The 25,538-nt window shown below is 53.1% G+C and carries 21 protein-coding genes and 1 riboswitch; of the genes, 11 read left to right on the plus strand and 10 right to left on the minus strand.

The window, feature by feature from the left end; all coding sequences use genetic code 11:
* Window positions 1-694 precede the first annotated feature (694 nt).
* The 3 genes from QWJ10_RS22265 to QWJ10_RS22275 all read left to right on the plus strand — a co-directional run bounded on the left by QWJ10_RS22265 (window position 695) and on the right by QWJ10_RS22275 (window position 5,232).
* Window positions 695-2,116 (plus strand): OprD family outer membrane porin, encoded by a 1,422-nt coding sequence (locus QWJ10_RS22265; protein ID WP_289929693.1) that lies wholly within the window; start codon window positions 695-697, stop codon window positions 2,114-2,116.
* A 337-nt stretch (window positions 2,117-2,453) separates the two neighbouring features.
* On the plus strand, window positions 2,454-4,001 hold the full coding sequence (locus tag QWJ10_RS22270) for a TerC family protein (RefSeq protein WP_289929694.1): 1,548 nt from the start codon (window positions 2,454-2,456) through the stop codon (window positions 3,999-4,001).
* Window positions 4,002-4,224: 223 nt separating this feature from the next.
* Entirely contained in the window at window positions 4,225-5,232 is a 1,008-nt protein-coding gene (locus QWJ10_RS22275) for a TerC family protein (RefSeq protein ID WP_289929695.1), read from the plus strand.
* A gap of 48 nt (window positions 5,233-5,280) precedes the next feature.
* Here the strand turns inward: QWJ10_RS22275 and QWJ10_RS22280 are convergent, their stop codons facing one another.
* Together QWJ10_RS22280 and blaLUT are read right to left on the minus strand one after the other, a co-directional pair.
* Window positions 5,281-6,588, minus strand: coding sequence for a glycoside hydrolase family 5 protein (locus tag QWJ10_RS22280; RefSeq protein WP_289929696.1), 1,308 nt, complete (start codon window positions 6,586-6,588; stop codon window positions 5,281-5,283).
* A gap of 484 nt (window positions 6,589-7,072) precedes the next feature.
* A riboswitch (Fluoride riboswitch) is annotated at window positions 7,073-7,134 on the minus strand.
* Window positions 7,135-7,177: 43 nt separating this feature from the next.
* Window positions 7,178-8,068 (minus strand): LUT family class A beta-lactamase, encoded by an 891-nt coding sequence (gene blaLUT, locus QWJ10_RS22285; RefSeq protein ID WP_197873165.1) that lies wholly within the window; start codon window positions 8,066-8,068, stop codon window positions 7,178-7,180.
* A 264-nt stretch (window positions 8,069-8,332) separates the two neighbouring features.
* On the opposite strand from blaLUT, the gene QWJ10_RS22290 reads away from it, so the two are divergent.
* From QWJ10_RS22290 to QWJ10_RS22300, 3 genes are all read left to right on the plus strand, one after another.
* Window positions 8,333-9,352 (plus strand): 2-hydroxyacid dehydrogenase, encoded by a 1,020-nt coding sequence (locus tag QWJ10_RS22290; RefSeq protein WP_010798608.1) that lies wholly within the window; start codon window positions 8,333-8,335, stop codon window positions 9,350-9,352.
* A 12-nt stretch (window positions 9,353-9,364) separates the two neighbouring features.
* Window positions 9,365-10,984: a lactate permease LctP family transporter gene (locus QWJ10_RS22295; RefSeq protein WP_289929697.1), complete on the plus strand. Its 1,620-nt coding sequence runs from the start codon at window positions 9,365-9,367 to the stop codon at window positions 10,982-10,984.
* A 61-nt stretch (window positions 10,985-11,045) separates the two neighbouring features.
* Entirely contained in the window at window positions 11,046-11,405 is a 360-nt protein-coding gene (locus tag QWJ10_RS22300) for a DUF5064 family protein (protein WP_019364975.1), read from the plus strand.
* Between the two features lie 94 nt (window positions 11,406-11,499).
* Here the strand turns inward: QWJ10_RS22300 and QWJ10_RS22305 are convergent, their stop codons facing one another.
* Window positions 11,500-11,751 carry a hypothetical protein gene (locus QWJ10_RS22305; RefSeq protein ID WP_010798611.1) on the minus strand — a complete coding sequence of 84 codons (252 nt, stop codon included), beginning with the start codon at window positions 11,749-11,751 and terminating at the stop codon, window positions 11,500-11,502.
* 322 nt (window positions 11,752-12,073) lie between these two features.
* Here QWJ10_RS22305 and QWJ10_RS22310 point away from each other — a divergent pair, with 322 nt between their 5' ends.
* Complete coding sequence (locus tag QWJ10_RS22310) at window positions 12,074-12,907, plus strand: isocitrate lyase/phosphoenolpyruvate mutase family protein (RefSeq protein WP_019364974.1); 834 nt, start codon at window positions 12,074-12,076, stop codon at window positions 12,905-12,907.
* Between the two features lie 6 nt (window positions 12,908-12,913).
* Here QWJ10_RS22310 and QWJ10_RS22315 read toward each other — a convergent pair whose 3' ends face one another.
* A complete protein-coding gene (locus tag QWJ10_RS22315) occupies window positions 12,914-13,294 on the minus strand; it encodes a hypothetical protein (protein WP_010798613.1) in 381 nt (126 codons plus the stop codon).
* 190 nt (window positions 13,295-13,484) lie between these two features.
* The gene (locus QWJ10_RS22320) at window positions 13,485-14,384 is read right to left on the minus strand and encodes a LysR family transcriptional regulator (RefSeq protein WP_289929698.1); all 900 of its coding nucleotides are present in this window, start codon (window positions 14,382-14,384) and stop codon (window positions 13,485-13,487) included.
* Between the two features lie 93 nt (window positions 14,385-14,477).
* On the opposite strand from QWJ10_RS22320, the gene QWJ10_RS22325 reads away from it, so the two are divergent.
* Both QWJ10_RS22325 and QWJ10_RS22330 read left to right on the plus strand, forming a co-directional pair.
* Window positions 14,478-15,713, plus strand: coding sequence for an aspartate aminotransferase family protein (locus tag QWJ10_RS22325; RefSeq protein WP_289929699.1), 1,236 nt, complete (start codon window positions 14,478-14,480; stop codon window positions 15,711-15,713).
* 2 nt (window positions 15,714-15,715) lie between these two features.
* On the plus strand, window positions 15,716-16,468 hold the full coding sequence (locus QWJ10_RS22330; protein ID WP_019364971.1) for an SDR family oxidoreductase: 753 nt from the start codon (window positions 15,716-15,718) through the stop codon (window positions 16,466-16,468).
* A gap of 152 nt (window positions 16,469-16,620) precedes the next feature.
* Here QWJ10_RS22330 and QWJ10_RS22335 read toward each other — a convergent pair whose 3' ends face one another.
* Window positions 16,621-17,817 (minus strand): MFS transporter, encoded by a 1,197-nt coding sequence (locus QWJ10_RS22335; protein ID WP_289929700.1) that lies wholly within the window; start codon window positions 17,815-17,817, stop codon window positions 16,621-16,623.
* Between the two features lie 87 nt (window positions 17,818-17,904).
* On the opposite strand from QWJ10_RS22335, the gene QWJ10_RS22340 reads away from it, so the two are divergent.
* Together QWJ10_RS22340 and alaC are read left to right on the plus strand one after the other, a co-directional pair.
* Window positions 17,905-18,402, plus strand: coding sequence for a MarR family transcriptional regulator (locus QWJ10_RS22340; RefSeq protein ID WP_289929701.1), 498 nt, complete (start codon window positions 17,905-17,907; stop codon window positions 18,400-18,402).
* A 134-nt stretch (window positions 18,403-18,536) separates the two neighbouring features.
* Window positions 18,537-19,781, plus strand: a complete 1,245-nt coding sequence (gene alaC, locus QWJ10_RS22345; protein WP_289929702.1) for an alanine transaminase — start codon at window positions 18,537-18,539, stop codon at window positions 19,779-19,781.
* Window positions 19,782-19,808: 27 nt separating this feature from the next.
* On the opposite strand, the gene ddlA is transcribed toward alaC, so the two are convergent.
* From ddlA to QWJ10_RS22365, 4 genes are all read right to left on the minus strand, one after another.
* Complete coding sequence (gene ddlA / locus QWJ10_RS22350) at window positions 19,809-20,903, minus strand: D-alanine--D-alanine ligase (protein ID WP_010798620.1); 1,095 nt, start codon at window positions 20,901-20,903, stop codon at window positions 19,809-19,811.
* Between the two features lie 135 nt (window positions 20,904-21,038).
* A complete protein-coding gene (locus QWJ10_RS22355) occupies window positions 21,039-21,230 on the minus strand; it encodes a hypothetical protein (protein WP_010798621.1) in 192 nt (63 codons plus the stop codon).
* Between the two features lie 373 nt (window positions 21,231-21,603).
* Window positions 21,604-23,373: a D-lactate dehydrogenase gene (gene dld / locus QWJ10_RS22360; protein ID WP_289929704.1), complete on the minus strand. Its 1,770-nt coding sequence runs from the start codon at window positions 23,371-23,373 to the stop codon at window positions 21,604-21,606.
* Between the two features lie 533 nt (window positions 23,374-23,906).
* Window positions 23,907-25,073 (minus strand): hypothetical protein, encoded by a 1,167-nt coding sequence (locus QWJ10_RS22365; RefSeq protein ID WP_289929705.1) that lies wholly within the window; start codon window positions 25,071-25,073, stop codon window positions 23,907-23,909.
* Between the last annotated feature and the right edge of the window lie 465 nt (window positions 25,074-25,538).

Here is a 25,538-nt window from a genome sequence, read left to right on the forward strand (position 1 = left end):
GTTGAAACTCACCCTCAATGATACGGCGTTTTGGCTCGTTGTGCTGGATAGATAATCAGGGGAATGCTCAGTGTGGCTGCAACGAGCAGAAGTAAACTACCGGCAGCCAAGCACCCTTTTGAAAAACCATGCACCATTACAGAGCACACCTGTGCACAGTCGGTGCGCATTTCATTACCAACATCTTTCTCAGGCGTAACAATGGTTTAGCGACTGTTACCAAATGTATACAGGCTTAATGATATCGAAACTGCCCTGATTTTATGCATTTACGCCATAAATATATGTGTAACGGACAAACATAAACCTGACTAATCAGTCATGTTTCCTTGGGTACAGCTTCTGCATAGAGCCCTGCGACGGGCGTGAAATCCTGGAACTGTTTCCATGGATCTCCATGCCGTTAAACGGCCTGCTTGGTTGCCTTGGCCCTGTCTCGATACGCCATTCGAGAAGTGAGCAAAGCGCAATAGAAGCAGAAACCCATTTTATTCAAATTGACTCGGCGAGACAGGTTTCTAAGCCATGGGCCTAGTACGTCTCGATTGAGGGAGAGCAAATAGGTAAGCGTTGCGTTAATAGTCCTGGCAGAGCGTATAGCGCCGCGCCGCGGACATTTTCCTTCTGCCTGTCAGCAGGAAAAGCACTATGGGGCGTTTCACTCGAACTCCTATAAAAATCATAAGGAAAGCAGATGTCTACTTTGTACCGCGCCGGTTTTACCCTTTCGCTACTTGCACTTTCGCTTGCAGCTCAGGCTCAGTCTCCGGCCCCTGATGACCCTAGTTACATTAATGAGGTCCAGAGCCTTCCCAATGTGCAGAAGCCGGTCAAAGGCCAGGCAGGCGCCAAGGGATTCTTTGGAGACGATACGCTAACGCTGACCACGCGGAACTTTGCTGCTCGGGAGATCGGGCAAGACCGTTTCGGTTTCACCTATCCCAAGAACGGCTCCCGTCACTTCACTCATACTCGTAATACCTGGGTTCAGGGCACAGCGCTCAAATACAGCTCCGGTTATACGCAAGGTACCGTGGGGTTCGGTATCGATGTTGCCGGGTTCAATGCCATCAACCTGGAGCGAGGCAAGGGACGAATCGGTGGTGGCGGCAACCGTACGCTGGCAGACAGTGACGGTCATGGCCACGATGAATGGTCAAAGCTAGGGGTAGCTGATGTCCGTTTGCGTGTGTCCAATACCGAGCTTAAGGTCGGTCGCTTTCTGATTGATACACCCGTGGTCAGCTATAACGACAACCGCGCTCTGCCCTCCAGCTTTACCGGTTTCGGGATCGTCAGCGATGAATGGGACAACCTGTCGCTTCAAGCCGGCAGCTTCCGCCGTGCCAGTCCGCGAACCGGTGCAGGCGATGAGAAATTCACGACCGAATACGGTACACGCGAAGTCATTGGTGATCATTTGAGTTACCTGGGCGGTAACTACAAGCCACTGGACGGATTCGAGATCAGCCTCTACGGCGCACAGTTTGAAGACGTCTGGAACCAGTATTACTTGGGATTGAGCAAGACCGGCGGTGATATCAAGACGTTTGGCTGGAAAGCTGCATTCAATGGCTATCGTACCCTCGATCAAGGCGATGCGAAGGCTGGCAATATAAACAATACTGCCTGGAGCATGGCGCTTACCGGCAGCCATCAGGCTCACAGCCTGACGTTCGTGTATCAGCAGATTGAAGGAAACGAGTACTTCGACTATGCCCATGAGACCGCTGCGATCTACTTGGGCAACTCAATGTTTTCGGACTATAACGGGCCAAACGAGAAGTCCGCCCAGGTCCGGTACGAGACCGACTGGAGCTACTTCGGTGTTCCGGGCCTGACAACGGGCATCTGGTACGTTAAGGGCTGGGACATCGACGGTACGCATTACAATCCCGGCAGTGGCAATTACGCTAACTATGCCGAAGTACTACAACAGGACGGGGAAACCCACCACGAACTCGGGCTGGTCGGCACATACCAGGTCCAGTCCGGCCGGATCAAGGACAGCAAGTTCCGCCTGATGCTGACCCGTCACAAGGCTAGCCAGAATCAGGTAGACGGCAGCTTCAAGGAGATCCGCCTCGTTTCCACATTGCCATTCAACTTCCTGTAATACCGAAGGACGCGCTTCGGCGCGTCCTTTCTCACCCTGCTGGTCCATAGCAAATTGTAATAGTTTCGCTTTACGCAAATGTCTATCGCCCGGTTAAGCTCTAGGCTTTCCACTCTATCCAAGGTGTTATGAACACGTCCTCCGAACCTCCCAGTCGACGCTTCCCTTCCATATCGAGCAGCCCTGCTCAGCGTCACGTTGCCACTTCCTTACGCCCTTTCTGTTTACCTCACAACGCCCTCTCGTTGCCACGGTGCCTGCTTGATCATCCCATCGCGCACACCGACGCTGTACACGTTCGGCTATTCAACTTCCAACAGATAGAGGCCTGATCCACATGGAATGGATTGCTGATCCCACCGCGTGGCTGGGGCTCGCCACGCTGATCGTGCTTGAGCTGGTCCTAGGCATCGATAACCTGGTGTTTATTGCCATTCTGGCAGACAAACTGCCGCCTCACTTACGTGACCGCGCCCGCATCATCGGCCTGTCGCTGGCGATGCTGATGCGTCTGGGTCTGCTGGCCGGCATTTCGTGGCTGGTAACCCTTACCGCTCCGTTGCTCGAGGTATTTGGCAAGAGCTTTTCCGGGCGCGATCTCATTATGCTGTTTGGCGGTATTTTCCTGCTCTTCAAAGCCACGATGGAATTGCATGAGCGCCTTGAAGGACATGTCGTTCAGGCACGAAACAGTAAAACCTACGCGGCTTTCTGGCCTATCGTCGCTCAGATCGTGGTGCTGGACGCGGTCTTCTCGCTGGATTCCGTGATTACCGCGGTCGGCATGGTCGACCATCTCTCCATCATGATGATCGCGGTGATCGTCTCGATCGGGGTAATGATCGTTGCGAGCAAGCCTCTGACCCATTTCGTCAATGCACATCCTACCGTCATCATGCTGTGCCTGGGTTTCTTGATGATGATCGGTTTGAGCCTGACCGCCGATGGTTTGGGCTTTCATATTCCGAAGGGCTACCTGTATGCCGCGATTGGCTTCTCGATTCTGATCGAGCTGCTCAATCAGATCGCACGCCTGCGACGTCGTAAGAAGCTGCACGGAAACCATCCCTTGAGGGAACGCACGGCATATGCGGTCATGCGCCTGTTGGGCGGGCGTAAGTTTGAAACGGACGAGGTGGATGACGAGATCACCGACCTGCTGGATGATGACCATGATCAAAGCGTCTTCCATCGCCAGGAACGCATTATGATCAGCAGTGTATTGAACCTGTCCGAACGGCCGATTCGCAGCCTCATGACGGTACGCTCCGATGTGGACTACATTGACCTTGCCAATACAGATGAGCACAATCGCCAGCGTCTGATGGACTCCCCTCACTCACGCCTGCCGGTCATACGAGACGGTAAAGTTGATGAGCCGCTGGGATTCATTCATAAGAAAGACCTGCTTCGTGAGTTGCTGGCAGGACACGATGTAGCATTCGATAGCGCTGTTCATGTCCCTATCGTATTGCCAGAAACCTGCGGGGCCTTGCATGCATTGGAGCAGCTTCGCCATGCTTCGACGCACATCGCGTTTGTAGTCAACGAATTCGGTGATTTCGTAGGTGTGCTGACCATTACCGATATGCTTGAGGCCATTGCAGGTGATCTTCCAGACGCCAGCGAAATGGAAGTGCCCGATATCCGCAAGGACAAGGACGGCTTTATCGTCAGTGGTGGACTCCCGCTGGATGTTCTCAGGCAGCGCCTGGGCTTTCAGGCCAAGGCTACTCAGGACTATCAGACGCTGGCCGGCCTCGTCATGAGCCTGCTGGATCGGTTGCCTGTCAAAGGTGATCGCGTGGAATGGCTAGATTGGAGTCTCACCGTGACCGACATTGACGAGCGACGCGTTAGCCGCGTTTATCTTCGCAAGCGATAAGGCCACTGACAGGGCTCTTGGAAAAGGCGGCTTCACGCCGCCTTTTCTGTTCGCCCGCATTTGCTCGTTCCCCTCATAAAGTCGCAACGTTTTGTCAAACTTGTCAGTTGAGACGCTGCAGGAAAGGACTTAACGTAATCAGCGTGACGCCGGGCCCCTCTGACGGTACTTGCCGCCATGTCGGAGTCACAGCTGGTACAACTTCGACTGTAAGGAGGGGCTCATGAACACCCTAGAAGCGTTTCTGTTCGCCGATTTTCTTGGTACGGCCACGTGGTTGTGGCTCGCATTTCTGGCTGTCGTCATCACCCTGCTCACGCTTGATCTTGGGGTTCTGCATCGTGACAATCACGAGATAGGGATCAAGGAAAGTCTATTCCTCTCGGCAGGCTATATCAGCATGGGCCTGTTGTTTGCCGTATGGGTATGGTTCCAGAAAGGCGGTGACGCCAGCATGGACTACCTGACCGGCTTTCTAATCGAAAAATCGCTCTCGATGGACAACGTATTCGTCATGGCGATCATCTTCAGCTTTCTTGGCATTCCTCGTCAGTATCAGCACAAGGTGTTGTTCTGGGGAATCATGGGTGTAATCGTCCTCCGTGCACTTATGATTGGCCTGGGCGCAGCCCTTATCCATCAGTTCAGCTGGATCCTTTATGTGTTCGGGGTGTTTCTTGTCGTCACCGGCATAAAAATGCTGTTCGCCAAGGTGGATGAAGCTCCAAATCTGGAAGATAACGTCCTGGTCAAGTTCTTGCGCAGGCGGATGCGCGTTACGAATGAGCTGCACGAGCAGCACTTCTTTGTAAAGAAACCCAATGCTGCCGGCCACACAGTCTGGTGGGCAACACCGTTGTTCCTCGCGTTGATCCTGATTGAGTGTGCTGATCTGGTGTTTGCGGTGGACAGCGTACCGGCGATCTTCTCGATCACACAGGATCCGTTCATTGTCTACACCTCGAATATCTTTGCGATCCTGGGTTTGCGTGCACTCTACTTTGCGCTGGCTGCCCTGATTCATCGCTTCGCCTACCTCAAGTATGCGCTGGCGTTGGTTCTGGTGTTCATCGGGAGCAAGATCTTCCTGGTGGGCATCATTGGCAAAATACCTGCTGCGTTGTCATTGAGTGTAACGCTGGGCTTGCTGGCGGGTGGCGTACTGGTATCACTCTGGAAAACCCGGTCAACGGAACCTGCCAAGATCGAGCGCCCCAACGCTGAGCACTGATCAGGTTAATGCTCAAGCCCTGGCGCCTTACTCGCCAGGGCTTCTGCTTTACCAATGCCACCAATAGGCGTGCGTGTTTGTCTTTGCCTGGCAGATTGGAAGCCATGATGTCAGTGCAAACTGACAAACGAATGGCTTAGGTAGGGGAGCCGGTGCAGGCTGAGGTACTGGCGCGGGCTCAGGTACGGGCTGCGGTTGTGGAGCCGGTACTGGCTGTGGAATAGGCACGGGCTTTGGTTGAGGTTGCGGCTCAGGCCTGGGTTGGGGCACGGGCGGAGTTGGGCTTGCCGCTTTTTGTGGCCCAATAGACACACACGAATTACTAGTCTCCACGTATTTACGCAAGATCGGCCATTGGATGCGGTCCTTGCCGTCAACAGGCTCCACACTCAATACATAGTCGTCACCCCATCCTGGCCCGGCAGCCCAGACAGAAGCTGGGATACAATTTTCAGCGAGGTACTTGAGGGTATTGTCGAGCGCAGGTAACCAGGCAGGATTATTGTTTGGAACGCCGATTTCTCCCAGATAGCCTTTCTTGTTATTGGCTTTCAACCACTCTACAAACGGCCTGACCCGATTGACACCAACCATAGGATCATTCATCCCAGCATCCCGAGGATTGGTGTAAGTGCCAGAGTTGTTGTCGTCCAGGTAGGTATGCGCTGAATAAAGAATCTTGTCGGCCGGATCCTTGACGGAGAGCAGGCCTGCACTTGAAGACGACGACCATAGCCAGGCACTAGAGAAGTTTTCACCTTCCACCAATATGTAATGGGTATTATCGATGCGGCGAATACCATCGATACCCGCCTGCATGATGGACGCCACCGTACCCGACGTCGCATAGGGTTCATTCATCACGTCATAGGCGAACAAGGCAGGATGACTTCCCCATGTCATCGCCATTCGATACGTGACATCACGAAAAGCGTCTAGCGGGACGTTTCGACTGCCAATCAGCTGATTCTTGTACCGTGCAAAGTTATGCAGGTCCAGAATAACCCGCATATTGTATTTGTGGGCGTAGCCCAGCATCTGGGTTACAAGCGCGGCATAGGTTGGATCAAACGATGCGTAGGTGGTTTTCTGCAGACGTTCCCACAGGATGGGGAAGCGAATGGTCTTGATGCCCTTTGCGCTCCACGCCTTGAAATACTGCTCCGTAGGAAAGATGTAGTTAACGCCATTAGCGCCCGGCAGCACCTCGGCTGCAAAACTTGCACCCGACATGTTCAGGCTTACCAGGTCGATGCCTGCTTCGGCCGTTGACAACGCGGATAACAATCCAGCAGCCAGCACTACCTTTATGGCGGCCACGGCAAAACCTCGGGGCTTTAAGATCGCACCCTTCATAGCAGCTTCCTTGCATGAGTTGATGTATCCCTTCCCGCCTCTGTGTAAACAGAATGCGGAGGTAAAGGCCTCTCCAGCGCAGCGCAGGAAGGCCAGGAAGAACTATACGCGCTACGTTTGAAATCAAAGTGATAGCAGCGTCATAGTTATTTAGCTTTCACGATCTGCCTCATGAGATTTGACGCAATCTTGTGCGCCAGATGTACTTTTGGGTTCAGGCGAAGCCCGCCTAGAAGATTGATCACACCTCCATGTGCGACATTCTCTGAATCGCGTATCGATGATCCAGAACCCCAGACCGGTCGTGAATAGCGTTCCAATGGGAAGGAGGGAAACATCCCATTCAGCGTTACACCAAGCCAAAAGTGCAACGCGCAGCTAGGAGAGCTACTGGTTACAATGGCGGGAAAAGCAACGTACATGATTGATCTTTCCTAATATGGACGGAAAGATACAGGCACACGCCTACGAACCCTTCTAGACAGGGTTCTTAGGCATCATTAGCCCAAGAGCAGTTAAAGGAGAAATACCATCTCCTGTACACCAGTTTAACTACCCGCTGCGCATGAGCGTAGCGTATGGGCTGGAATCAGCCTGTCACCCATTCAGCCACAATGCGCGCCGCATCGGCCAGTACGTCATTGCGCGCTTCCGCCTGCTGGTTTTCAAGAGCGGAATAGAGAGCCAGCACAACGGGTGCACGGCGAGGCGGCCAGAGGATAGCCACGTCGTTGGCCGAGCCGTAATCACCCGTACCTGTCTTATCGCCTACCTGCCAGCCAGCCGGTACCCCGGCCCGGATACGCTTGCCACCTGTGGTATTGCCTTTCAACCACGCCTGCAACTGATGCTGTTTATCCGCAGCCAGCATGTCACCCAATGCCAGACGTTGCAGGCTCATTGCCATGGCCTGAGGGGTACTCGTATCACGAGGATCTCCCGGAATAGCCGAATTGAGTTCGGTTTCCCACCGATCGAGGCGAAAATGCGTATCGCCTATCGAACGGGCAAATGCGGTGACCGCTTCAGGGCCCCCCAGCTTTTTCATGAGCACATTGGCCGCGGTGTTATCACTGTACTGAATGCCTGCGGCGCACAATTCGGCAACGGTCATCCCAGTGGAAACGTGCTTTTCCGTCACGGGAGAGTATGTGACCAGATCGGCCCGGGTGTACGTGAGCCGCTCTTCGAGGAGCCCCGGTTCGTCTTGGCTTCGGGCGAGAAACGCTGAGGCGAGCATGACCTTGAACGTGCTGTTCATGGCAAACCGCTCATTGGCGCGATAGCCCAACTGTGCTCCATTTGCGGTATCGATGGCGCATACCCCAAGCCGTCCGTTCAGCTTCTGCTCCAACTTAGCCAGCCGATCTTGAAAGGAAGCATCATCCCGATTAGCGCCAGCCAGCGTACCTAGCGAATAAGACGCAGACACCACAGCGCTAGCCAATAAAAACGTTCGGCGGTTCAGGATGACATTCATGGCGCGGGCTCGTAATCGACTATGTAGTAAAACGGTGCAAGCGTAGCGCTGATGGAAGTCGGCTTACCAGCACAAGGGCTCTCAGGATGTTTGCACAATTCGCAGTTTTCGTGCTCAGGCTCAGTGAACCCCACGTTGAAGTAGCAGCCTAGACGGTTTCGTCTAGGCTTGGGGTATCTGTATCAGACGTGGCATTGCCATACTGGCCGTGCAGTAGCGGACGTCGGACGACCATTTCGTTCTTTTGTGACTTGAGGAGATCGCATGAAAATCACTGTTTTCAGCGCCCAGCCCTACGATCAGCGGTTTCTTGACGAAGCCAATAGACACCATTTCGCCCATCACAACTTCGAGTTCACCTATCAAAATGTCCCGCTCTCGCTTCAAACCGTTGCGCTCGCGCAGGGCAGCGACGCCATTTGTACCTTCGTCAACGATCAACTCGATGCGCCTGTTCTCGAAACACTCAAGGAATATGGGGTCAATGCGATTCTCCTGCGTTGTGCAGGTTTCAATAATGTAGACCTCGACGCTGCCGAGCGACTAGGACTCTTTGTTGCGCGTGTCCCTGCCTATTCACCCGAAGCAGTAGCCGAGCACACCATTGCGCTTATCCTTACGCTTAACCGGCATACGCATCGGGCTTATAACCGCGTCCGCGAAGGTAATTTCATGCTGGAGGGGCTGCTGGGGTTTACGCTGCATGGCAAAACGGTTGGGGTTATCGGCACCGGCAAAATCGGTTTGGCGACGGCCCGCATCCTGAAAGGATTTGGCTGTCGCCTGCTGGGATACGATCCCATGCCTGCGCCTGAATTCAAGACGCTTGGGGATTTCGTTGACCTCGACATGCTACTGGCACAATCGGACATCGTGACGTTGCACTGCCCCTTGATGGACGCAACCCGCCACATCATCAATGAACGCACCTTGGCCGAGATGAAGCCCGGCGCCATGCTCGTTAATACCTCCCGCGGCGGACTGGTGGACACGGCCGCTGTTATAGAGGCACTGAAGAGCCGCCAGTTAGGCGCCCTGGCCATTGATGTGTATGAGCAGGAAAGTTTCCTCTTCTTCCATGATCGCTCATCCGACATCATTGATGACGATGTCTTCCAGCGGCTGATGACCTTTCCCAATGTAATTGTGACTGGACACCAGGGCTTCTTTACCGTCGAAGCGCTACGCGAGATTTCCGAGGTGACACTCCGTAACCTGGAATGCCTGGTGAACGGGACAGCATGCTCCAATGTGCTGATCAATAGGGATCCGGCCGGCCGCTAAGGGAGCCCCGTCATGTGGCAACAACTATACGACCCGCTTGGTAACGCCTATCTCTCGGCTTTGGTGGCCGCTGTTCCTATCTTGTTCTTTCTGGCAGCACTGACGCTTCTCAAGTTGAAAGGGCTGACCGCCTCCCTGTTGACCCTGGGCATTGCCGTGGTCTCCTCTCTGTTTCTGTTCGGCATGCCCCTTGGCAAAATCCTGAGCGCCGCACTGTTGGGCATTGCCAACGGTTTATGGCCGATTGGCTATATCGTGCTGATGGCGGTGTGGCTTTACAAACTGGCAGTCAAGAGCGGCAAGTTTGATGTCATCCGTGGCAGTATTGCCACCATTTCTGAAGATCAACGCATTCAGGTCATCTTGATTGCGTTCTGCTTTGGTGGTTTTCTCGAGGGTGCTGCAGGCTTTGGTGTACCTATTGCCATCTGCGCGGCGCTTCTGGTCGAGTTGGGTTTCAAGCCGCTCAAGGCTGCCATGCTGTGCCTGCTGGCCAATGCTGCGGCCGGCGCCTATGGCGCCATCGGAATCCCGGTAATCGTTGGCGCGCAACAGGGCTCTGTGCCGCTGGATGACATGGCGCTGATGATGATCGCCATTGTTCAGCCAGCCACCCTGCTTATTCCGACGCTCTTGATCCTAGTACTGGATGGGTTGCGTGGCATCCGTGAAACCTGGCCGGTCCTTTTGTTGATCGGCGTGCTATTCAGTGGTCTGCAGACGCTTACGCTGTATCTGCTAGGACCGGAGCTGGTGGATATCATCGCTCCGCTTGTATCCATGGGGGCCCTTGCGCTATTCATGCAGGTCTGGCAGCCCAGGCGTATCTATCGCGAGTCTGACGCACCGCCACGCTCTACACAGCGTTGGTCTCTGATGCAGGTTCTGGCAGCCTGGTCGCCTTTTTATATTCTGACCGGAATCGTGCTGCTGTGGAGCCTGCCCGCATTCAAATCGCTGTTTGCAGCGCAGGGCCCGCTGGCGGCCAGCGTGCTCAAATTGAATGCCCCGTTTCTTCATCAGCAGATCGAAGAAATTCCACCAATTGCCGCTGTAGCTCATACCTTACCCGCTACCTGGAGCGTTGCGCTAATCAGCGCGCCGGGAACAGCCATTCTACTTTCAGTACTGTTAACCACACTGCTTTCTCCTACGCTTTCATGGCAGGGTGCAGGCGAGCAGTTGAAGCAGACCATAAAAGAGCTGTGGCGTCCCTTGATCATGATCTGCCTCATCATGGGTGTTGCCTATATCGCCAATTTTTCAGGTGCCTCTTCTACCATCGGGCTTGCCTTGGCAGAAACCGGACGCATCTTTCCACTGCTTTCTCCTGCTATCGGCTGGCTGGGCGTTTTTATCACCGGCTCGGTGGTCAACAACAACACGCTATTTGCCCATCTGCAATCCGTGACAGCGCTTCAGATTGGCACCAGTCAGGCACTGCTTGTCGCCGCCAATACCAGCGGCGGCGTGATGGCCAAACTGATTTCACCGCAATCGATCGCCATTGCCGCAGCCGCCGTGGATCAGGTAGGCGCTGAATCTTCGATTATGAGAATGGTGCTTCAGTACAGCCTGGCATTGTTGGCGTATGTTTGCGTCTGGACATTCATACTGTCGCTGCTGATTTGACGGTTACATCATCAACCAGCAGCGTTGAAACGTTAGTGATCATTTCTGCAGGAGTTTGCTCATGTTCGTGCCCGGCCGCATCGAAGTCGATCAGGTTGCCAATGGATACCTTCCTGCCATGCATTTGCTGCTGGAATATACGGTCGACCCTGTTTCCTCAAACCAGCATGCTCACTTTCACCTCTCAGGTCACGTGGGCCAACGTGCGGTAGAAGAAAAGTTTTCCATGCACCGAGACGAAGCCTATAACTTCCTGGCGGAAATTGATCATCGCCTGCGCCGCTATGGTGTGCCTCTACCCAAGGCGAGCGTCTTTACGCATCACGAGGATTACGACCAGATGTTTGAAGATTTAAGAGAAAAACTGCATACCCAGCCGGGAGACCCCATAGATCTCGACCGGTTGGTAGGTGGTGAGTAGCTATCAGGGAGCGTTTAACAGCTCCAGCTTTATCGCCTGTGCGAGTCGATGCCTGCCTGAGCTCTAGAACTCAGGCGCATGAGGCGGACTTTTATTACTGCTTGATACGCTCAAGAATCTGATTGGTCGTTGCGATGGCTTGCTTGTTGTTCTTTTCAACATCTTCACGAATCAACATAGCCAGAACGGTCAGAATGGAGGACCGGCAGATCTGAGACATCTCGCCTGACTCTTCCATCAGCAGGCGATAGAGAATCGATGAGGCAAGCTTACGGTCATAGGGTGGCAGTGAGTCGCTGCTGGCTAAAAGGGTAAGCTCTTCATTAAGCACGGCGTAGGCGTCCATTCGGCATATCCATAATGTTGAGCCTGGGCGCGGCTCTGATAAAAATGCCCTGAAAGTGAAGATCCTGACGATGGATCCCCGTACGCGAGCTTTGAGACACGACGTTTAAAAGAGTTTAGTGCCAGCTGTCGCTTCCATAGGCCATTGATGAGATTAGTCGACTCCGTCTCAATCAGTTCAGGAAATCGCATCCCTTCTTTCCGCTGACAGACGGCGGTCTGCTCCAGTAATGACTGCGTCAAGATGCAGGACCCGATTTGACTGCACGTCGTCAAAGCAGCTGCAAGAATTACCTGACTATTGAGCCTGAAAGGACCTAGCCATGGATGTTTTCGAGAAAGCGGCACTCTTCAAGAAGCTTCATACGTATGATCAACCGCTGATCCTGCCCAATCCATGGGATGCCGGTAGCGCCCGCATATTGAGCCGGCTTGGCTTCGAGGCCTTGGCAACGACCAGCGCAGGATTGGCCTTCAGCCTGGGGCGCCAGGATGCGCGCGGGAGCCTTTCCCGTGATTGCGTGTTGGCCAATGCGGAAAGTATCGTTCTGGCAACCGACCTGCCGGTCAGCGCAGACCTGGAAAACGGCTTTGGTGACTCGCCAGAAGCAGTGAGCGAAACGATACAGCGGGCGGCTGAAATAGGACTGGCAGGCGGCTCGATCGAGGATGCCACCGGCAACGCAAGCTCACCGCTCTACGACTTCAACCATGCGGTGGAGCGTATCGCGGCTGCAGCTGAAGCCGTGAAGGAGCTGGGTTACCCTTTCATGCTGGTCGCACGTGCTGAGACCCATACCTGTGGTGGTGCAAGCCTCGATGATACGGTGCGGCGTCTCCAAGCCTACGAAGCAGCAGGAGCAGATGTCTTGTATGCGCCCGGGTTGCCTGATCTGGAAGCCATACGGCTGGTTTGCGAGTCCGTATCCAAGCCAGTCAATGTTGTGATGGGCCTGTCTGGAGCGAACTATAGCGTGAGTGAGCTGGCCGAAGCGGGAGTCAAACGGATAAGTCTGGGTAGCTCATTGGCGCGAGCGGCATGGAGTGGATTTATCGCAGCGGCATTGGAAGCTCGCGACGAAGGCACATTCGGCTTTGCCGAAAGCGCCGTTTCTTTCGCAGAAATCAACAGCTGGATGAACAGAGACGGAGAGTAAAACGCATCATCCTACTGAAGGTACCTCATTGCTTCCAGGCTGGCCCATCAACTGCCCAACCAGGGCACGTGCCAGCTTGAGGCATTCGAGGGCCGCCTGTTCCAGCGTTTCCTGACCGGAAAAAGAGGAAGCATCAATCAGCGTCATGGCAGCATCAAGCATCTGAGCCTGATTGGAAAACTCGTTTCTCAGCTCTGTATCTGAAAGATCAGTCATTAAATTGGCGTCTGTCGCTTGACCATCTGCACGTCCATCATTAGACGCGTGCTCCCTCAGGATCAGATTGATGAACGCATATTCATCCTTTGTAAGATCAAAAGCGCTACCCTCCTGCTGTGCAGCAGGATTTAGCAATCTGTCCGCCGTGCCTGTATAACGTGTTTTCATGATTGATCGTGATGAACTACATCTGAATGTTCAGTATCAATTCGCTCGACCAGTGTTATTGACAAGTCATTAAGCACATGATCCACCTGTTATACGTATCGGTTATCGAGGCGTTAACTTAAGGGCAGCAAGATAAAAGCAACAGTTGTGCCAGTTGGCAACAGCTATGTTTGAGCGGAGAGCAGCCTCCTTACCTAAATGCCTCTAACGCATAGTCAACAAAACTGCGGAGTTTGAGTGAGCGATAACGGTCCTGGGAATAGACTAGGTGCATGGGTCTGCTGGGCAATTGATAATGGTCCAGCAGCTTGACCAACCTGCCCTGCTGCAGATCTTGCCACACGAGGACGTTAGGTAGCATAACGATCCCGATCCCACTGAGCGCGGCCTGCCGAAGCCCCTGGGCACTATTGACTATGACACGGCCACTGATATCGATGGAAACCTCGCCTTCCGGTCCGCTCAAGCACCAACGCTTTTCGGTCCATCGCCACTCCGTGCCGGCAGGATAGGCGAAGGACAAGCATTCGTGGTGGGAAAGCTCTTCCGGCCGCTCTGGGTAACCATGCCGCTGTAGATACTCAGGCGATGCACATATCGTCAGGCCATAGTCCATCAGTGGTCGGGCAATGAGCCGTGACGCATCCAGCGTGCCCAGGCGAATGGCGACATCGAAACCCTCCTCAACCAGATCGACCACTCGATCCGTTAATACCACGTCGAGCCTGATTTCTGGGTACTGGGCCAGATAGTCTGCCAAGACAGGCATCAGGCATTCCGAGCCAAACGTGGGCGGTGCCGTGAGACGTAAGACTCCATGAGGGTTAGCCTGCGCCTGCTCAGCCAGACGCTCCGAATCGGCTACGAGACCCAGCACCTCGACGCAACGCTGATAATAGACCGACCCGAACTCTGTCAGGCTTTGCCGCCGAGTAGTCCTGCGCAAAAGACTCATGCCGAGGCGCTTCTCCAACGCGCGGAGATGGTTGCCGACCATCGTAGTGGACAACCCACACTGTTCACCTGCTGCAGTCATGCTGCCACTTTCGACTACACGTACAAACACCGTCATGGCTTGATAAAGATCCATTTTAAAGCCTGGATTCAAAGTGATAGAACAATCATAGCGTTTATCTCATATTGCTACATAAAGATACTCAAGCCTTCTCTAATAGGAGGCTTTATGACAGCTATCTCTTCAACCTCTACCTTCGGATTTGACCAGACGTCTGCGTTTACAGGCTCATCCCTGCCCTTGATGCAGACATATAGCCCGTTGACGGTCAGCTTTGTAAGGGGCAAGGGAACGCGAGTTTGGGATCAGCAAGGAATTGAATATCTAGATGCTATTGCGGGTGTTGCAGTAACCAATATCGGTCACTCTCACCCGCGGATTACCCAAGTCATTCAGGAGCAGGCCGACCTGCTGATGCACACCTCCAATCACTACAGCATTACCTGGCAGCACGAGTTGGCCGAGCGTCTGACACAACTTACGGGTATGCAGCGCGTGTTCTTTGGCAATTCGGGCTCGGAGGCCAACGAGGCCGCTTTTAAACTTGCCCGTCGGTATGCTCAGCATAAAGGCGTCTTAACACCTAAGGTGGTCGTGATGGAAAATGCATTTCATGGGCGTTCATTCGCCATGATATCCGCCAGCGATAGCCCTAGTGTTCGCAACGGCTTCGGGCCGTTGATCAACGACTTTGTCAGGATACCGTTTGGTGACTTGGACGCACTTGACGCCGTAACCCAACGGTATGGTGACCAGATTGTAGCATTGCTGGTTGAGCCCATTCAGGGAGAAGCCGGCGTGATAGCGCCACCCGTGGGTTACCTTACCGCGTTACGTACGCATTGCACGCGCAACGGCTGGTTGCTCATGCTGGATGAAATTCAGAGTGGCATGGGTCGTACAGGTGCCTGGTTCGCCTATCAACATGAAGGCATCCAACCCGACGTCGTTACAATCGCCAAGGCGCTTGCCAATGGCTTACCTATTGGCGCTTGCCTGGCAGCCGGCATTGCTGCCGATCTTTTCACACCAGGAAGCCATGGCAGTACCTTTGGTGGAAATCCGCTCGTATGCCGAGTGGGATGTGCTGTGCTGGATGTTATCGAGGAAGAAGGCTTGGTCCTGCATGCGGCACAACGGGGTACACAGCTCAAGGACCGCCTCGAGAACCGCTTGAGCCACCTCACACAGGTTCAGGCAATACGCGGCCATGGTCTCCTGCTGGGCATTCAGTTGAATAAGCCCTGCCGATCATTGATGCAACGGGCGCTTGACCGGCATCGCCTGCTAATCAATGTCACGCGGGAAAATACTATTCGCCTGTTACCGCCATTGATCATCAGCGAAGCGGAAGTCGACACGCTTGCGGACGCCATACACGATCTGATTAGCCAGGAGTGGTAATCATGGATATCTGTCTTGACGACAAGACGGCGCTGGTCACGGGTGCAAGCGCTGGTATAGGGGCTGGTATTACAAAGCTATTGGCTGCCGAGGGTGTCAACCTCGTTCTGCTTGCCAGGGATACGGAGCGGTTGCAGGCCGTTGCTTGTGAGGCGTCCATGCTGGGCGCCCCTACCGTAAAGCTTCTTACAGGGGACTTGGCTGACGAAGATGCGTTACACAGTGTGCTTGAAGCGATCGAAGGCAGCGTCATTGATATTCTGGTCAATGCCGCAGGCGCCTCGCGTCCTGTCGCATTGAGGGCAAGCGAAGAGGAGTGGCGCCAAGCCTTTCTGCTCAATTTCATTGCAGCCCGGCGGCTGACTCATGCCGTACTTCCCGCTATGCAGAACAGACGTTGGGGTCGGATCATTTCAATCAGCGGGTCCATGGAGCCGCGCAGCTTGAACGCGGCGAGCGCAGCCAAGGGTGCCCTGCATCTCTGGTCGAAGGGACTGTCCTGTGAGGTCGCCGTGCAAGGCATTACCGTCAACTGTATTGCCCCGGGTCGAATCCATAGCAGGCAGGTCATGACCCAGCTGCACCCTTCTGCTGAAGCCAGGGCCGACTTCGTTCAGCGTCATATTCCGGCCGGTTATTTTGGCGAGCCTGAAGACGTTGCTGCATTGGTCGCGTTTCTCGCCTCACCACTGGCACGCTACATCACCGGCGCGGTTATTCCGGTAGATGGCGGTATGCATTATTTTGCACACTGACATACGAACCTTATCTGATTTTATTTCCAGAGGGTCCAGAAAGGCTTCGTTGCCCCTGCCACGCAGCCGCTCGACTCAAACCGGGATGCGAGTCAGCTACCCTAAATGGAAAGGCGATCGGTGCTGGACCAGACTGACCGCCAAGGTAGCACCTAGCGAGGCTGTAAACGCCAGCTATGAGACTCGAACTGAACGGCAGGCTTAAAACGCATCACGATTGCCATCAGCACCACAATACCGAATGCCATCAGCAGCCATGCCTGGGAAAGATTGGTTGAGTGTTCTCGTATCAACCCCGCCAGGAAGGGCATACCGCTGGCAATGATGTAACCGCCCCCCTGTACGAACCCCATCAACGCGCCAGCGCCTTTGGCATCGCTGATGTGATCCATAGTCACGATCAGGGAGAGCGGAAACAGTGCGCCGATTCCGATACCGAGCAATACGGCGGCGGGAATGGCCATTGACAAGGGCGCGATCACGAGTCCTGCCAACCCCGCCAATATCAGCAGCAACATACCTAATAACGGAACACGCCGATCAGGAAAGCGGCCGATGAACATTGATACGGAAAGCCCTGCAGCTACTTCCGTTAGCGTCAGTGCGCCGAGCAGATAGCCGCTGTCAGCTGCAGACCACCCCAACTGGACATAGAACGGCGGGAGCCAGGCGAGTACCAATGTATACGCACCAGTACCGATACCAAAAGCCGCCATCAGCAACCAGGCTCTACCGGCACCCAACGGGAGCCGGACGGGCACGGTGGCGGTCGGTGCAGTTTCATGTGAGGCAGTCTGCCTCCACGCCAGCGCACCCAGGACTGCAGGAACGGACCACAGGGCAAAAGTGATTTCCCAATTACCGGTGATCTGTGTCAGCGGCGACGCTGACGCTGCAGCAAGCGCGGCCCCACCCATGATACCGGTGGTGTAAAGGCCCATCAGCATACCTACACGGGTAGGAAAATGACGTTTGATATAAGCGGGCAGTAGCGCCTGTACCAACGCGATACCCAGCCCTGCAAGCATGGCCGTCAGGACAAGCCCGGTTGTCGAAGGCAGCAGCCAGCGTAATACACCTGCAAACGCAATCGCCACTACGCCAGCCATAACCCCTTTATATTTCCCCAAAAGCACCTGAAGCCGTGAACCAAACAAGGCACCCACGCCCATTGCGAATACGGGCAATGTCGTCAGCAGACCTGCCGAAGCATTGGTAAGCCCAGTCGTATGCTGGATTTCATCGAGCAATGGTCCAATCGCAGCCAGGATGGGCCTTAGGTTAAGGCTGACCAGCATCAGGGCCAACACTACTGGCCAGGTTCTACAGGTGTGGTTCGAGGCAGTCATGCACAACTCCTTTTTGATTGTCTGGATTGACCTCTCTATAATTACCTTAATGCAAAGTATCTTAACGTCAAGATATTAGGATGAAATATGACTGATCGAGCCCTGCTTGCTGCTCAGCAGTGGAAAACCCAACGGCCGGATATAGACCCCTTCCCTATGCAGGTCCTGGGGAGATTTGGCGAGCTTGCCCAGCTGATTACGCGGGATTACATCAACCCCTTCTTTGCCCGCTATGAATTGCATCCGGGCGAGTTTGATGTATTGGCCACCCTGCGGCGCTCGGGAGAGCCATTTGCACTGACGCCAACGGCGCTTTATGAGGCGGCAATGATCTCTTCAGGTGGCATGACCAACCGCCTGGATCGTCTGGAGCGCGCCGAATTGATAGAACGGCGCAAACACCCCTCTGACCGCCGCGGTACATTGGTCGCCTTGACAGACAAAGGGCGAATGCTGATCAATGAGATGCTGGCGCCACATGTTGAAAACGAGCGCCAGGTATTGGCTGCACTGACCGACGCAGAACAGCATCAACTCGATCAGCTCCTGGGCAAGCTGATCGCAGGCCTTTCGAAGGGTGTGTAATACAGAAGGTCATTAAATAAAAAGAAAACTGTCTATGCCGCTTCGCTGTTCTCTCGGCTACAGTCATGTCACGTCACATGCTGTGACCTGCGTCGCTCGGACGGTTCCGGGCGCTTACGTCTATCGAGGAAAACATGGCTGACTCCAGCTCCATGCGTCGCTTCACGCGTATTGATCGTCTCCCCCCTTACGTTTTCAACATTACCGCTGAACTCAAGCTGGCCGCTCGCCGCCGTGGCGAGGACATCATCGACCTGAGCATGGGTAATCCGGACGGCGCCACACCGCCTCACATTGTAGAAAAGCTGTGCCAGGTCGCCCAGCGTGAAGACACTCACGGCTACTCCAGCTCTAAAGGCATCCCTCGCCTGCGCCGCGCCATCTCGCGCTGGTATCAGGATCGTTATTCAGTCGAAATTGATCCGGAGTCCGAAGCCATCGTCACGATTGGGTCAAAGGAAGGTCTCGCCCATCTTATGCTGGCAACCCTGGACGCCGGCGACACGGTACTGGTACCCAACCCCAGCTATCCGATTCATATCTATGGTGCTGTTATTGCAGGTGCCCAGGTACGCTCCGTACCGCTGGTACCGGGTATGGATTTTTTTGCCGAGCTTGAGCGGGCTATTCGCGAAAGTATTCCCAAGCCAAAGATGATGATCCTGGGGTTTCCATCCAATCCCACGGCTCAATGCGTTGAGCTTGAGTTTTTCGAGCGCGTCATCGCCCTGGCCAAGCAATACAACGTTCTGGTCGTTCACGACCTTGCCTATGCCGACATCGTGTTCGACGGCTGGAAGGCACCCTCCATCATGCAAGTACCGGGTGCCAAGGACATCGCCGTCGAGTTCTTCACTCTGTCAAAAAGCTACAACATGGCCGGCTGGCGAATCGGCTTCATGGTAGGCAATCCCGAGTTGGTCAGCGCGCTGGCGCGTATCAAGAGTTATCACGATTACGGGACATTTACGCCATTACAGGTAGCTGCGATTGCGGCATTGGAAGGCGATCAGCAATGCGTTCGTGATATTGCTACGCAGTACCAGCAACGTCGGGATGTGCTGGTGAAAGGTCTCCATGAAGCGGGCTGGATGGTTGAGAATCCAAAGGCATCGATGTATGTCTGGGCCAAAATTCCTGAAGCCTATGCGCACCTGGGCTCGCTTGAATTTGCCAAGAAGCTGCTGGCGGATGCCAAGGTATCGGTCTCGCCTGGGATTGGATTTGGAGACTACGGCGATGACCATGTCCGCTTCGCGTTGATCGAAAACCAGGACCGTATTCGTCAGGCCGTGCGGGGTATCAAGGCCATGTTCCGGGCCGACGGCATCCTTGCCAAACCCGTGGCTCAAAAGACTGTAAGGCTGAACAAAGGCTAAGGCGGACTGCCTTAGCCTTCTTCTCGACTAACGTGAATGCTTAAGTGCACGCTCCTGGGCATGACGCTCCTGCGCCAGCTCAATCAGCCGAGTGATCAAATCCTGATAAGACAGCCCGCTAGCCTCCCAGAGCTTGGGATACATGCTGATATTGGTAAAGCCCGGGAGTGTATTGACCTCATTTATCAAGACCTCGCCACTGGCTGTCAGAAACACATCGACCCTTGCCAGTCCTGAACATCCCAGCACTTTGAATGCGTCCAACGCCAGTGAGCGTATGCGCTCGCTGATCGCAGATGGTAGATCCGCCGGGACATTGACCTCAGCCGCTGCGTCATCAATATATTTGGTGTCGTATGAGTAGAAACCACTGTGCACAACGATTTCTCCGCACGCACTGGCGACCGGCTCCTCGTTTCCGAGAACTGCACACTCGATTTCACGCCCCTTGACGGCCTGCTCTACCAACACCTTGGTATCGTAGGCAAATGCCTGAGCCATCGCATCAAGGTATTCGGCTTCCGTTTCCGCCTTGCTGACACCTACGGACGAACCTTGATTGGCAGGTTTGACGAACACCGGCGTCCCCAACGCTGCGGTGACCTCACTGAATGAAGTGCGGGCAGCGGTCAGGCGGCTGAATGTCAGGAAGGGAGTAACCGGTAATCCCGCATCACGCAGTAGCCGCTTGGTAACATCCTTATCCATGCAGACAGCAGACCCCAGCACGCCAGACCCCACGAAAGGCAAATCGGCCATGCGGAGAAGCCCTTGAAGAGAACCGTCTTCGCCCAAAGGGCCGTGCACAATCGGGAAAATGACATCAATTTGCCCCAGCGCCTGGGCAGAAGAGGTTTCAATCAGTTGCTGCTCACGCTGTCCTGGCACAAGGGCCAAGGCTCGATTGGACCGATTGAGTGCAATGAGCGCGGGGTTCTCAGCGTGAAGCAGATAATCGGACGCATCATTGAGATGCCATCGGCCTTCCTTGTCGATTCCGATAAGAATGACCTCGAATTTCGCCTTGTCGATGGCGTCGACAATATTTTTGGCGGATTGTAATGAAACCTCATGCTCCGAAGAACGACCGCCAAAGATGACCCCTACTCGCGTCTTGCTCACGACCCTGCTCCTCAAGCGTTATACGCAGCCATAGGATACAGGGCAGAAGCGATTTGAAAATCGGGGCTATTGAATTATCGATTAGAAAACTGATCACGCGAACCAGAATCGCCCAGCCTGAATAAAACACAGTTGTCAGGCACTAACGCCCTGATGCTGCCATTCGGCTTCAAGCTGAGCCTCCAGCAAACTCAAGGTATTATAGGCTTCCGAGTAATCCAGAAAAGTTTTCTGGACGAGCAGGCGGGCCTGGTCTACCTTTATCTGGTACTGACGAATTTCCTTCTGCAGCTCTACGAGCCGTCTCGCCTTATCTCTTTCCGCCACGCCATCACCCTCCATGAGACCTGAAAAGAGGCGGGCTATTATGTGCTGCATATCACATTACGAAAATACCGTCTATCTATCCTTTTAGACCGTTTAGCGGCTTTATCATTGACTAATATCAAAATGATATCTAGCGATATGGCTACGGTCTTTTACCTCTTCTAAGATAAAAACAGACATGCCAATCCTGGGTCTTTGTTCTTGATGATCGGAGACATACTGGTAAGCCGTCATGCTTCCTTCATCGCGCATTCATCATTTCTTAACATTCGATACGTAACATTTATATCGACCGCTTTAGTTTCCCCACGGTTACCCGTTCTAAGGCGGTCATTTATTCTCTTCGCCTGATTTAACTCAGCATCTAATTTCTTTACTCAATCACCCTTCCCGCCTGTATTCCCGGCTCTGCCCAATGGCTGCACTTGCTGGTGTGACCGATGCCTGGGTTGAAGCTATTGCATGGATCGAGCTTGCGGTAGAACGCTTTTAGGCCCGGCTTGGCATGGTAGAGATGGCCCACGTTGTGTTCTGCCGGATACTCTGCACCACGCTGATCCAGTAAGTCCCACATGCGATGCTCAATCGCCAGACAGTCATTACCTTTCTTGACGATGTAATCCTGATGGAAAACATGGCAGAAGAAATGACCGTAGTACAGCTTATGGACAAGCTTGCCATCGAGGTCAGCGGGAAGCGTTTCGAACCACTCCCGGTCATTGCGTCTCAATGCAATGTCCAGCGCCACGATGTCTTCCACCTCCTTAGGGTGAACGTCCCGATAACGTATCGCTGCGCTGGCAGCGGCAAAGCGATGCAGGAACGCCTTGCGCCCCTCCTCAGCGGTACACCTGAAATAGGCACCACGGGCTTGACCGAAAAAGCTGTCCAGGTAACGCTGCGTCTCATCGATCAAAGGGCCCGCGACCTTGAGTATCAAATGATGCTCATACTGATCCCGATACGCTTTCATTCGCTTGGGCAGATGGCTTGGGAACAACCGGCTCAGTGCCTGCAGAACCCGGTCACCCAGGTGCGATGGAAGAAAGCTGAAACGGTTGAATACCTCATCGAAACGGCTCTTGAGCGAGAACAACTTGGGTAGTCGTTCGGTACCCAAGCGGTCGATGATGAGAAAAGTGTCTTTGCCGTAGGCTTCTGCGACATCGAAGGCATCCCGATGCATGTACTCACCGGCAATGGGTAATTGCGGAAAGTTGGCGAGCATATGCCGCCGGATTTCCGTAAGGTCGGCGGTATCGTTAGTGCCGATATAGAAAACCGCGGTATCTTTCTCGATGGGAAAGGTATCCAGCCGAACCGCAAAAACAGCCAGCTTTCCTGCGCTGCCAGAAGCCTCGTACAAGCGGCTCGTGTCGGCGTTGAAGCGCGCCGGGGTATCGGCATCTACCTCCCGCACATGGCTGGTGTAGCCCTTGTCAGAACCGGCCCCTGCGTCACGTTCGATGTCGGCTTCACTGTACTGGTGATTATCCAGCCGCGTCAGGATTTCCTCCGGCGTACTGCCTAGCGCAACACCAAGGTGATTGACCAGATGAAGCTCACCACGCTCATCCAGACGCGCATAAAGCGCCATCTGGGTATACGCCGGGCCGCGCTGGATGAGCGAACCGCCTGAATTGTTACAGACGCCACCCAGCACGGACGCACCGATGCAAGAGGAGCCAATCACCGAATGAGGCTCCCGGCCGTGAACTTTCAGCTCTCGCTCCAGCTGATCAAGGGTGGACCCAGGAAAACAGATCACCTGCTCTCCATTCATGATCAGCTGGATCTTCTTCATGCGCATGGTATTGATGAGCACAATGTCACGGTCGTAATCGTTGCCGTCGGGCGTTGATCCGCCTGTAAGCCCTGTATTGGCCGCCTGCATGATGATGATCGTATTGGCTTTCACACACGCCTTGACCACCTCCCACTGCTCCAGAAGCGAACCTGGCTGAACGACGGCAATCGCATCACCCGTACCAAAGCGATACCCGCTGCGAAATCGCTTTGTGCGAGAGGGCTCGGTCAATACGTGCTGAGGGCCGACCACCCCTTTCAAATGGTGAATAAGCGCCTCCCTGTCATGAGCAATGGCGTCGTCTACAGCAGGAGCGACGGACGATGACGCGTGCATAAGAACTCCAAAGGCAGTAGCTAAAGATTGGCTTCCTCCATGGTAGACCTGACTCCCCCGCGCTTCCACCCACTCGCGGCGAAGGTCTAATTCCAGGAGAAACTGCCGTTATCCTCTAGAGAAGAAGAAATAATCTGGTAACTGCTAGGCTATGCGGTTTGAAGCCGAGGTCTTCAAGAAGACATTAATTACAGGTTTGAGCGGTATGGGATCGTCTAAGGCGACAGGTAGGTATTTAGGGTCTGTCTGGAAAATACTAAATTGCCATCATGAACGGTCTGGAGCACCGCTCTAACGTATTGACTTTTCGTAACGGCAAGACGCTAAAAAGAAGCTATAAGGCCGGTAACAAGACTTTTCAGACAGACCCTGCTAACAAAACCTAACCTCCAGTCAGACCTGTGTAGGCAAGCGCAGGTTAATGCTTACCAAGCTCTGCTATCTCTGGCCTACAGGAGTACCTGCTTTTGTTTACTGGTGAGGTTCTGTTAGCGGGTCTGTAAGCTAATTTCACAATCAGCTTACTTAATTCATCAATTCTGCATAATTACAGAAATATTGCTTCTTCCTGATTGCATAACTGATGCCATGCTTGAGTCTATGTTTTGTATAATTGAGGCTGAGTTAGAGAGTCCCGACTGCGTTAAAGTAACCATATTATGGTTACCTGTCTGTCTAATGTCGCCTATCTGCCTTACATCATATTGGGCTAGTTTTAGGCTATTACCATTACCTTCAGCCCAGCCAGACAATTCGTTTTGTTCACCTGTCTGGGTTGAGTCAAGCGTATTGCTTTCACCCGTTTGCTCATAAATTAGATCATTTTTGTATCCTGCTTGAGTCGCAGCAACGCTATTTCCAACGCCGGTCTGCGTTAGGTAACTAACACCCTCGCCGTGGCCGAATATATGATTAAGTTCGCCTGTCTGATTTGTCACCGCTTTATTATTCCCCCCCTCTTGGCCAATGAGCGAAAGGTTAAGAAGCCCATCTTGCGCTACGGTAATGATGTTAAAGGAGCCATTCAGAACTTGAGCAGTTTGGACCTGATTAAAGTCACCGTTTTGCTTAACCGAGTTTATGGAGTTACTATTATAAGACTGATCAACCCAAGTAGTATTTGAATTTCCTACTTGAAGTATCTCTGTAATGCTTTGAGAGCCAGCTTGAAACTGCCCGGCATCATTATCATTTCCTTCTTGATACATTATAGCTGTTAGATATGAATCTCCAAATTGAGAAATGGCCGCATCATTATTTAACCCTTTCTGGTAAATGTTAGAATAGTTACTATCAGCATCGGTCTGATAACCGGCCGCGCTATTATTGCTCCCATCCTGAGTTATAGTGACTGATGAGTAACTAGTATTACTCTGATTATTATAGGTATAATTATCATTACCTATCTGCTCTGATGTAATCTCGCTCTGATAACTGTTACTGAATGAAGAATTACTCGAATAGTTACCAGAACCATGCTGATAACTTTTTATCGTATTATCTTGACCCTCAGCATGTATTAATGAATTATTATTCTCCCCTTCCTGACCTCCTTCCGCAACAAGCCCTGATCCATTTTGCTCAATGATCAAATTATTTAAATTACCGATCTGATTAGACGTGACCAGATTATTATGTGCATAAGCTTGGCTAGTTAAAGTCCCAGCTATTGCAATAGCTAGCAGACTGGATCTAAACATCAGGAATACCTCAAACAGGTGGTAGGATATCATCTCAACGAAGCCCTCTAGGTGAAGCTGCTGAGTGCTCCTGATCATCGCTGCTTACAAGGAAGATGCAATCCATCGAAAGATGGTTTAAGAAGTTGTTTTTGATTAGTAGGCATTAATTCTATGAGGGTACTAAATTATAGAAATACCTGTGGAGGTTCATCGCTTGATCTTGATAGAGCCAGATACTTAAACTATCCATACAGGAAGAGGCTGGGCAAAATTTTTATATCTATTTTTTTATTAGATTAATTGGATTTTATATTAGCATAGACAAATCCATTGCCAACATATTTTGTGATTAGCTTAGATATCTTTAAAAAGCTTTGAAAAAATATATGACTATAATACCCACATAAAAGAGATAGTAAGCAGCGGACTGGTCACAATCGCTGGGTAGTAAAGCGTACCCAGGCCTGGCTAGCTACTTGGCAA

It is taken from the genome of Pseudomonas sp. WAC2 (assembly GCF_030403525.1).
Classification (GTDB): Bacteria; Pseudomonadota; Gammaproteobacteria; order Pseudomonadales; family Pseudomonadaceae; genus Chryseomonas; species Chryseomonas luteola.

What these genes read in the sequence shown, in the direction of transcription:
- QWJ10_RS22265 (WP_289929693.1), top strand. Translation starts at nt 695, where the DNA reads ATGTCTACTTTGTACCGCGCCGGTTTTACCCTTTCGCTACTTGCACTT.
- QWJ10_RS22270 (WP_289929694.1), top strand. Translation starts at nt 2,454, where the DNA reads ATGGAATGGATTGCTGATCCCACCGCGTGGCTGGGGCTCGCCACGCTG.
- QWJ10_RS22275 (WP_289929695.1), top strand. Translation starts at nt 4,225, where the DNA reads ATGAACACCCTAGAAGCGTTTCTGTTCGCCGATTTTCTTGGTACGGCC.
- QWJ10_RS22280 (WP_289929696.1), bottom strand. Translation starts at nt 6,588, where the DNA reads ATGAAGGGTGCGATCTTAAAGCCCCGAGGTTTTGCCGTGGCCGCCATA.
- blaLUT (WP_197873165.1), bottom strand. Translation starts at nt 8,068, where the DNA reads ATGAATGTCATCCTGAACCGCCGAACGTTTTTATTGGCTAGCGCTGTG.
- QWJ10_RS22290 (WP_010798608.1), top strand. Translation starts at nt 8,333, where the DNA reads ATGAAAATCACTGTTTTCAGCGCCCAGCCCTACGATCAGCGGTTTCTT.
- QWJ10_RS22295 (WP_289929697.1), top strand. Translation starts at nt 9,365, where the DNA reads ATGTGGCAACAACTATACGACCCGCTTGGTAACGCCTATCTCTCGGCT.
- QWJ10_RS22300 (WP_019364975.1), top strand. Translation starts at nt 11,046, where the DNA reads ATGTTCGTGCCCGGCCGCATCGAAGTCGATCAGGTTGCCAATGGATAC.
- QWJ10_RS22305 (WP_010798611.1), bottom strand. Translation starts at nt 11,751, where the DNA reads ATGGACGCCTACGCCGTGCTTAATGAAGAGCTTACCCTTTTAGCCAGC.
- QWJ10_RS22310 (WP_019364974.1), top strand. Translation starts at nt 12,074, where the DNA reads ATGGATGTTTTCGAGAAAGCGGCACTCTTCAAGAAGCTTCATACGTAT.
- QWJ10_RS22315 (WP_010798613.1), bottom strand. Translation starts at nt 13,294, where the DNA reads ATGAAAACACGTTATACAGGCACGGCGGACAGATTGCTAAATCCTGCT.
- QWJ10_RS22320 (WP_289929698.1), bottom strand. Translation starts at nt 14,384, where the DNA reads ATGGATCTTTATCAAGCCATGACGGTGTTTGTACGTGTAGTCGAAAGT.
- QWJ10_RS22325 (WP_289929699.1), top strand. Translation starts at nt 14,478, where the DNA reads ATGACAGCTATCTCTTCAACCTCTACCTTCGGATTTGACCAGACGTCT.
- QWJ10_RS22330 (WP_019364971.1), top strand. Translation starts at nt 15,716, where the DNA reads ATGGATATCTGTCTTGACGACAAGACGGCGCTGGTCACGGGTGCAAGC.
- QWJ10_RS22335 (WP_289929700.1), bottom strand. Translation starts at nt 17,817, where the DNA reads ATGACTGCCTCGAACCACACCTGTAGAACCTGGCCAGTAGTGTTGGCC.
- QWJ10_RS22340 (WP_289929701.1), top strand. Translation starts at nt 17,905, where the DNA reads ATGACTGATCGAGCCCTGCTTGCTGCTCAGCAGTGGAAAACCCAACGG.
- alaC (WP_289929702.1), top strand. Translation starts at nt 18,537, where the DNA reads ATGGCTGACTCCAGCTCCATGCGTCGCTTCACGCGTATTGATCGTCTC.
- dld (WP_289929704.1), bottom strand. Translation starts at nt 23,373, where the DNA reads ATGCACGCGTCATCGTCCGTCGCTCCTGCTGTAGACGACGCCATTGCT.
- QWJ10_RS22365 (WP_289929705.1), bottom strand. Translation starts at nt 25,073, where the DNA reads ATGTTTAGATCCAGTCTGCTAGCTATTGCAATAGCTGGGACTTTAACT.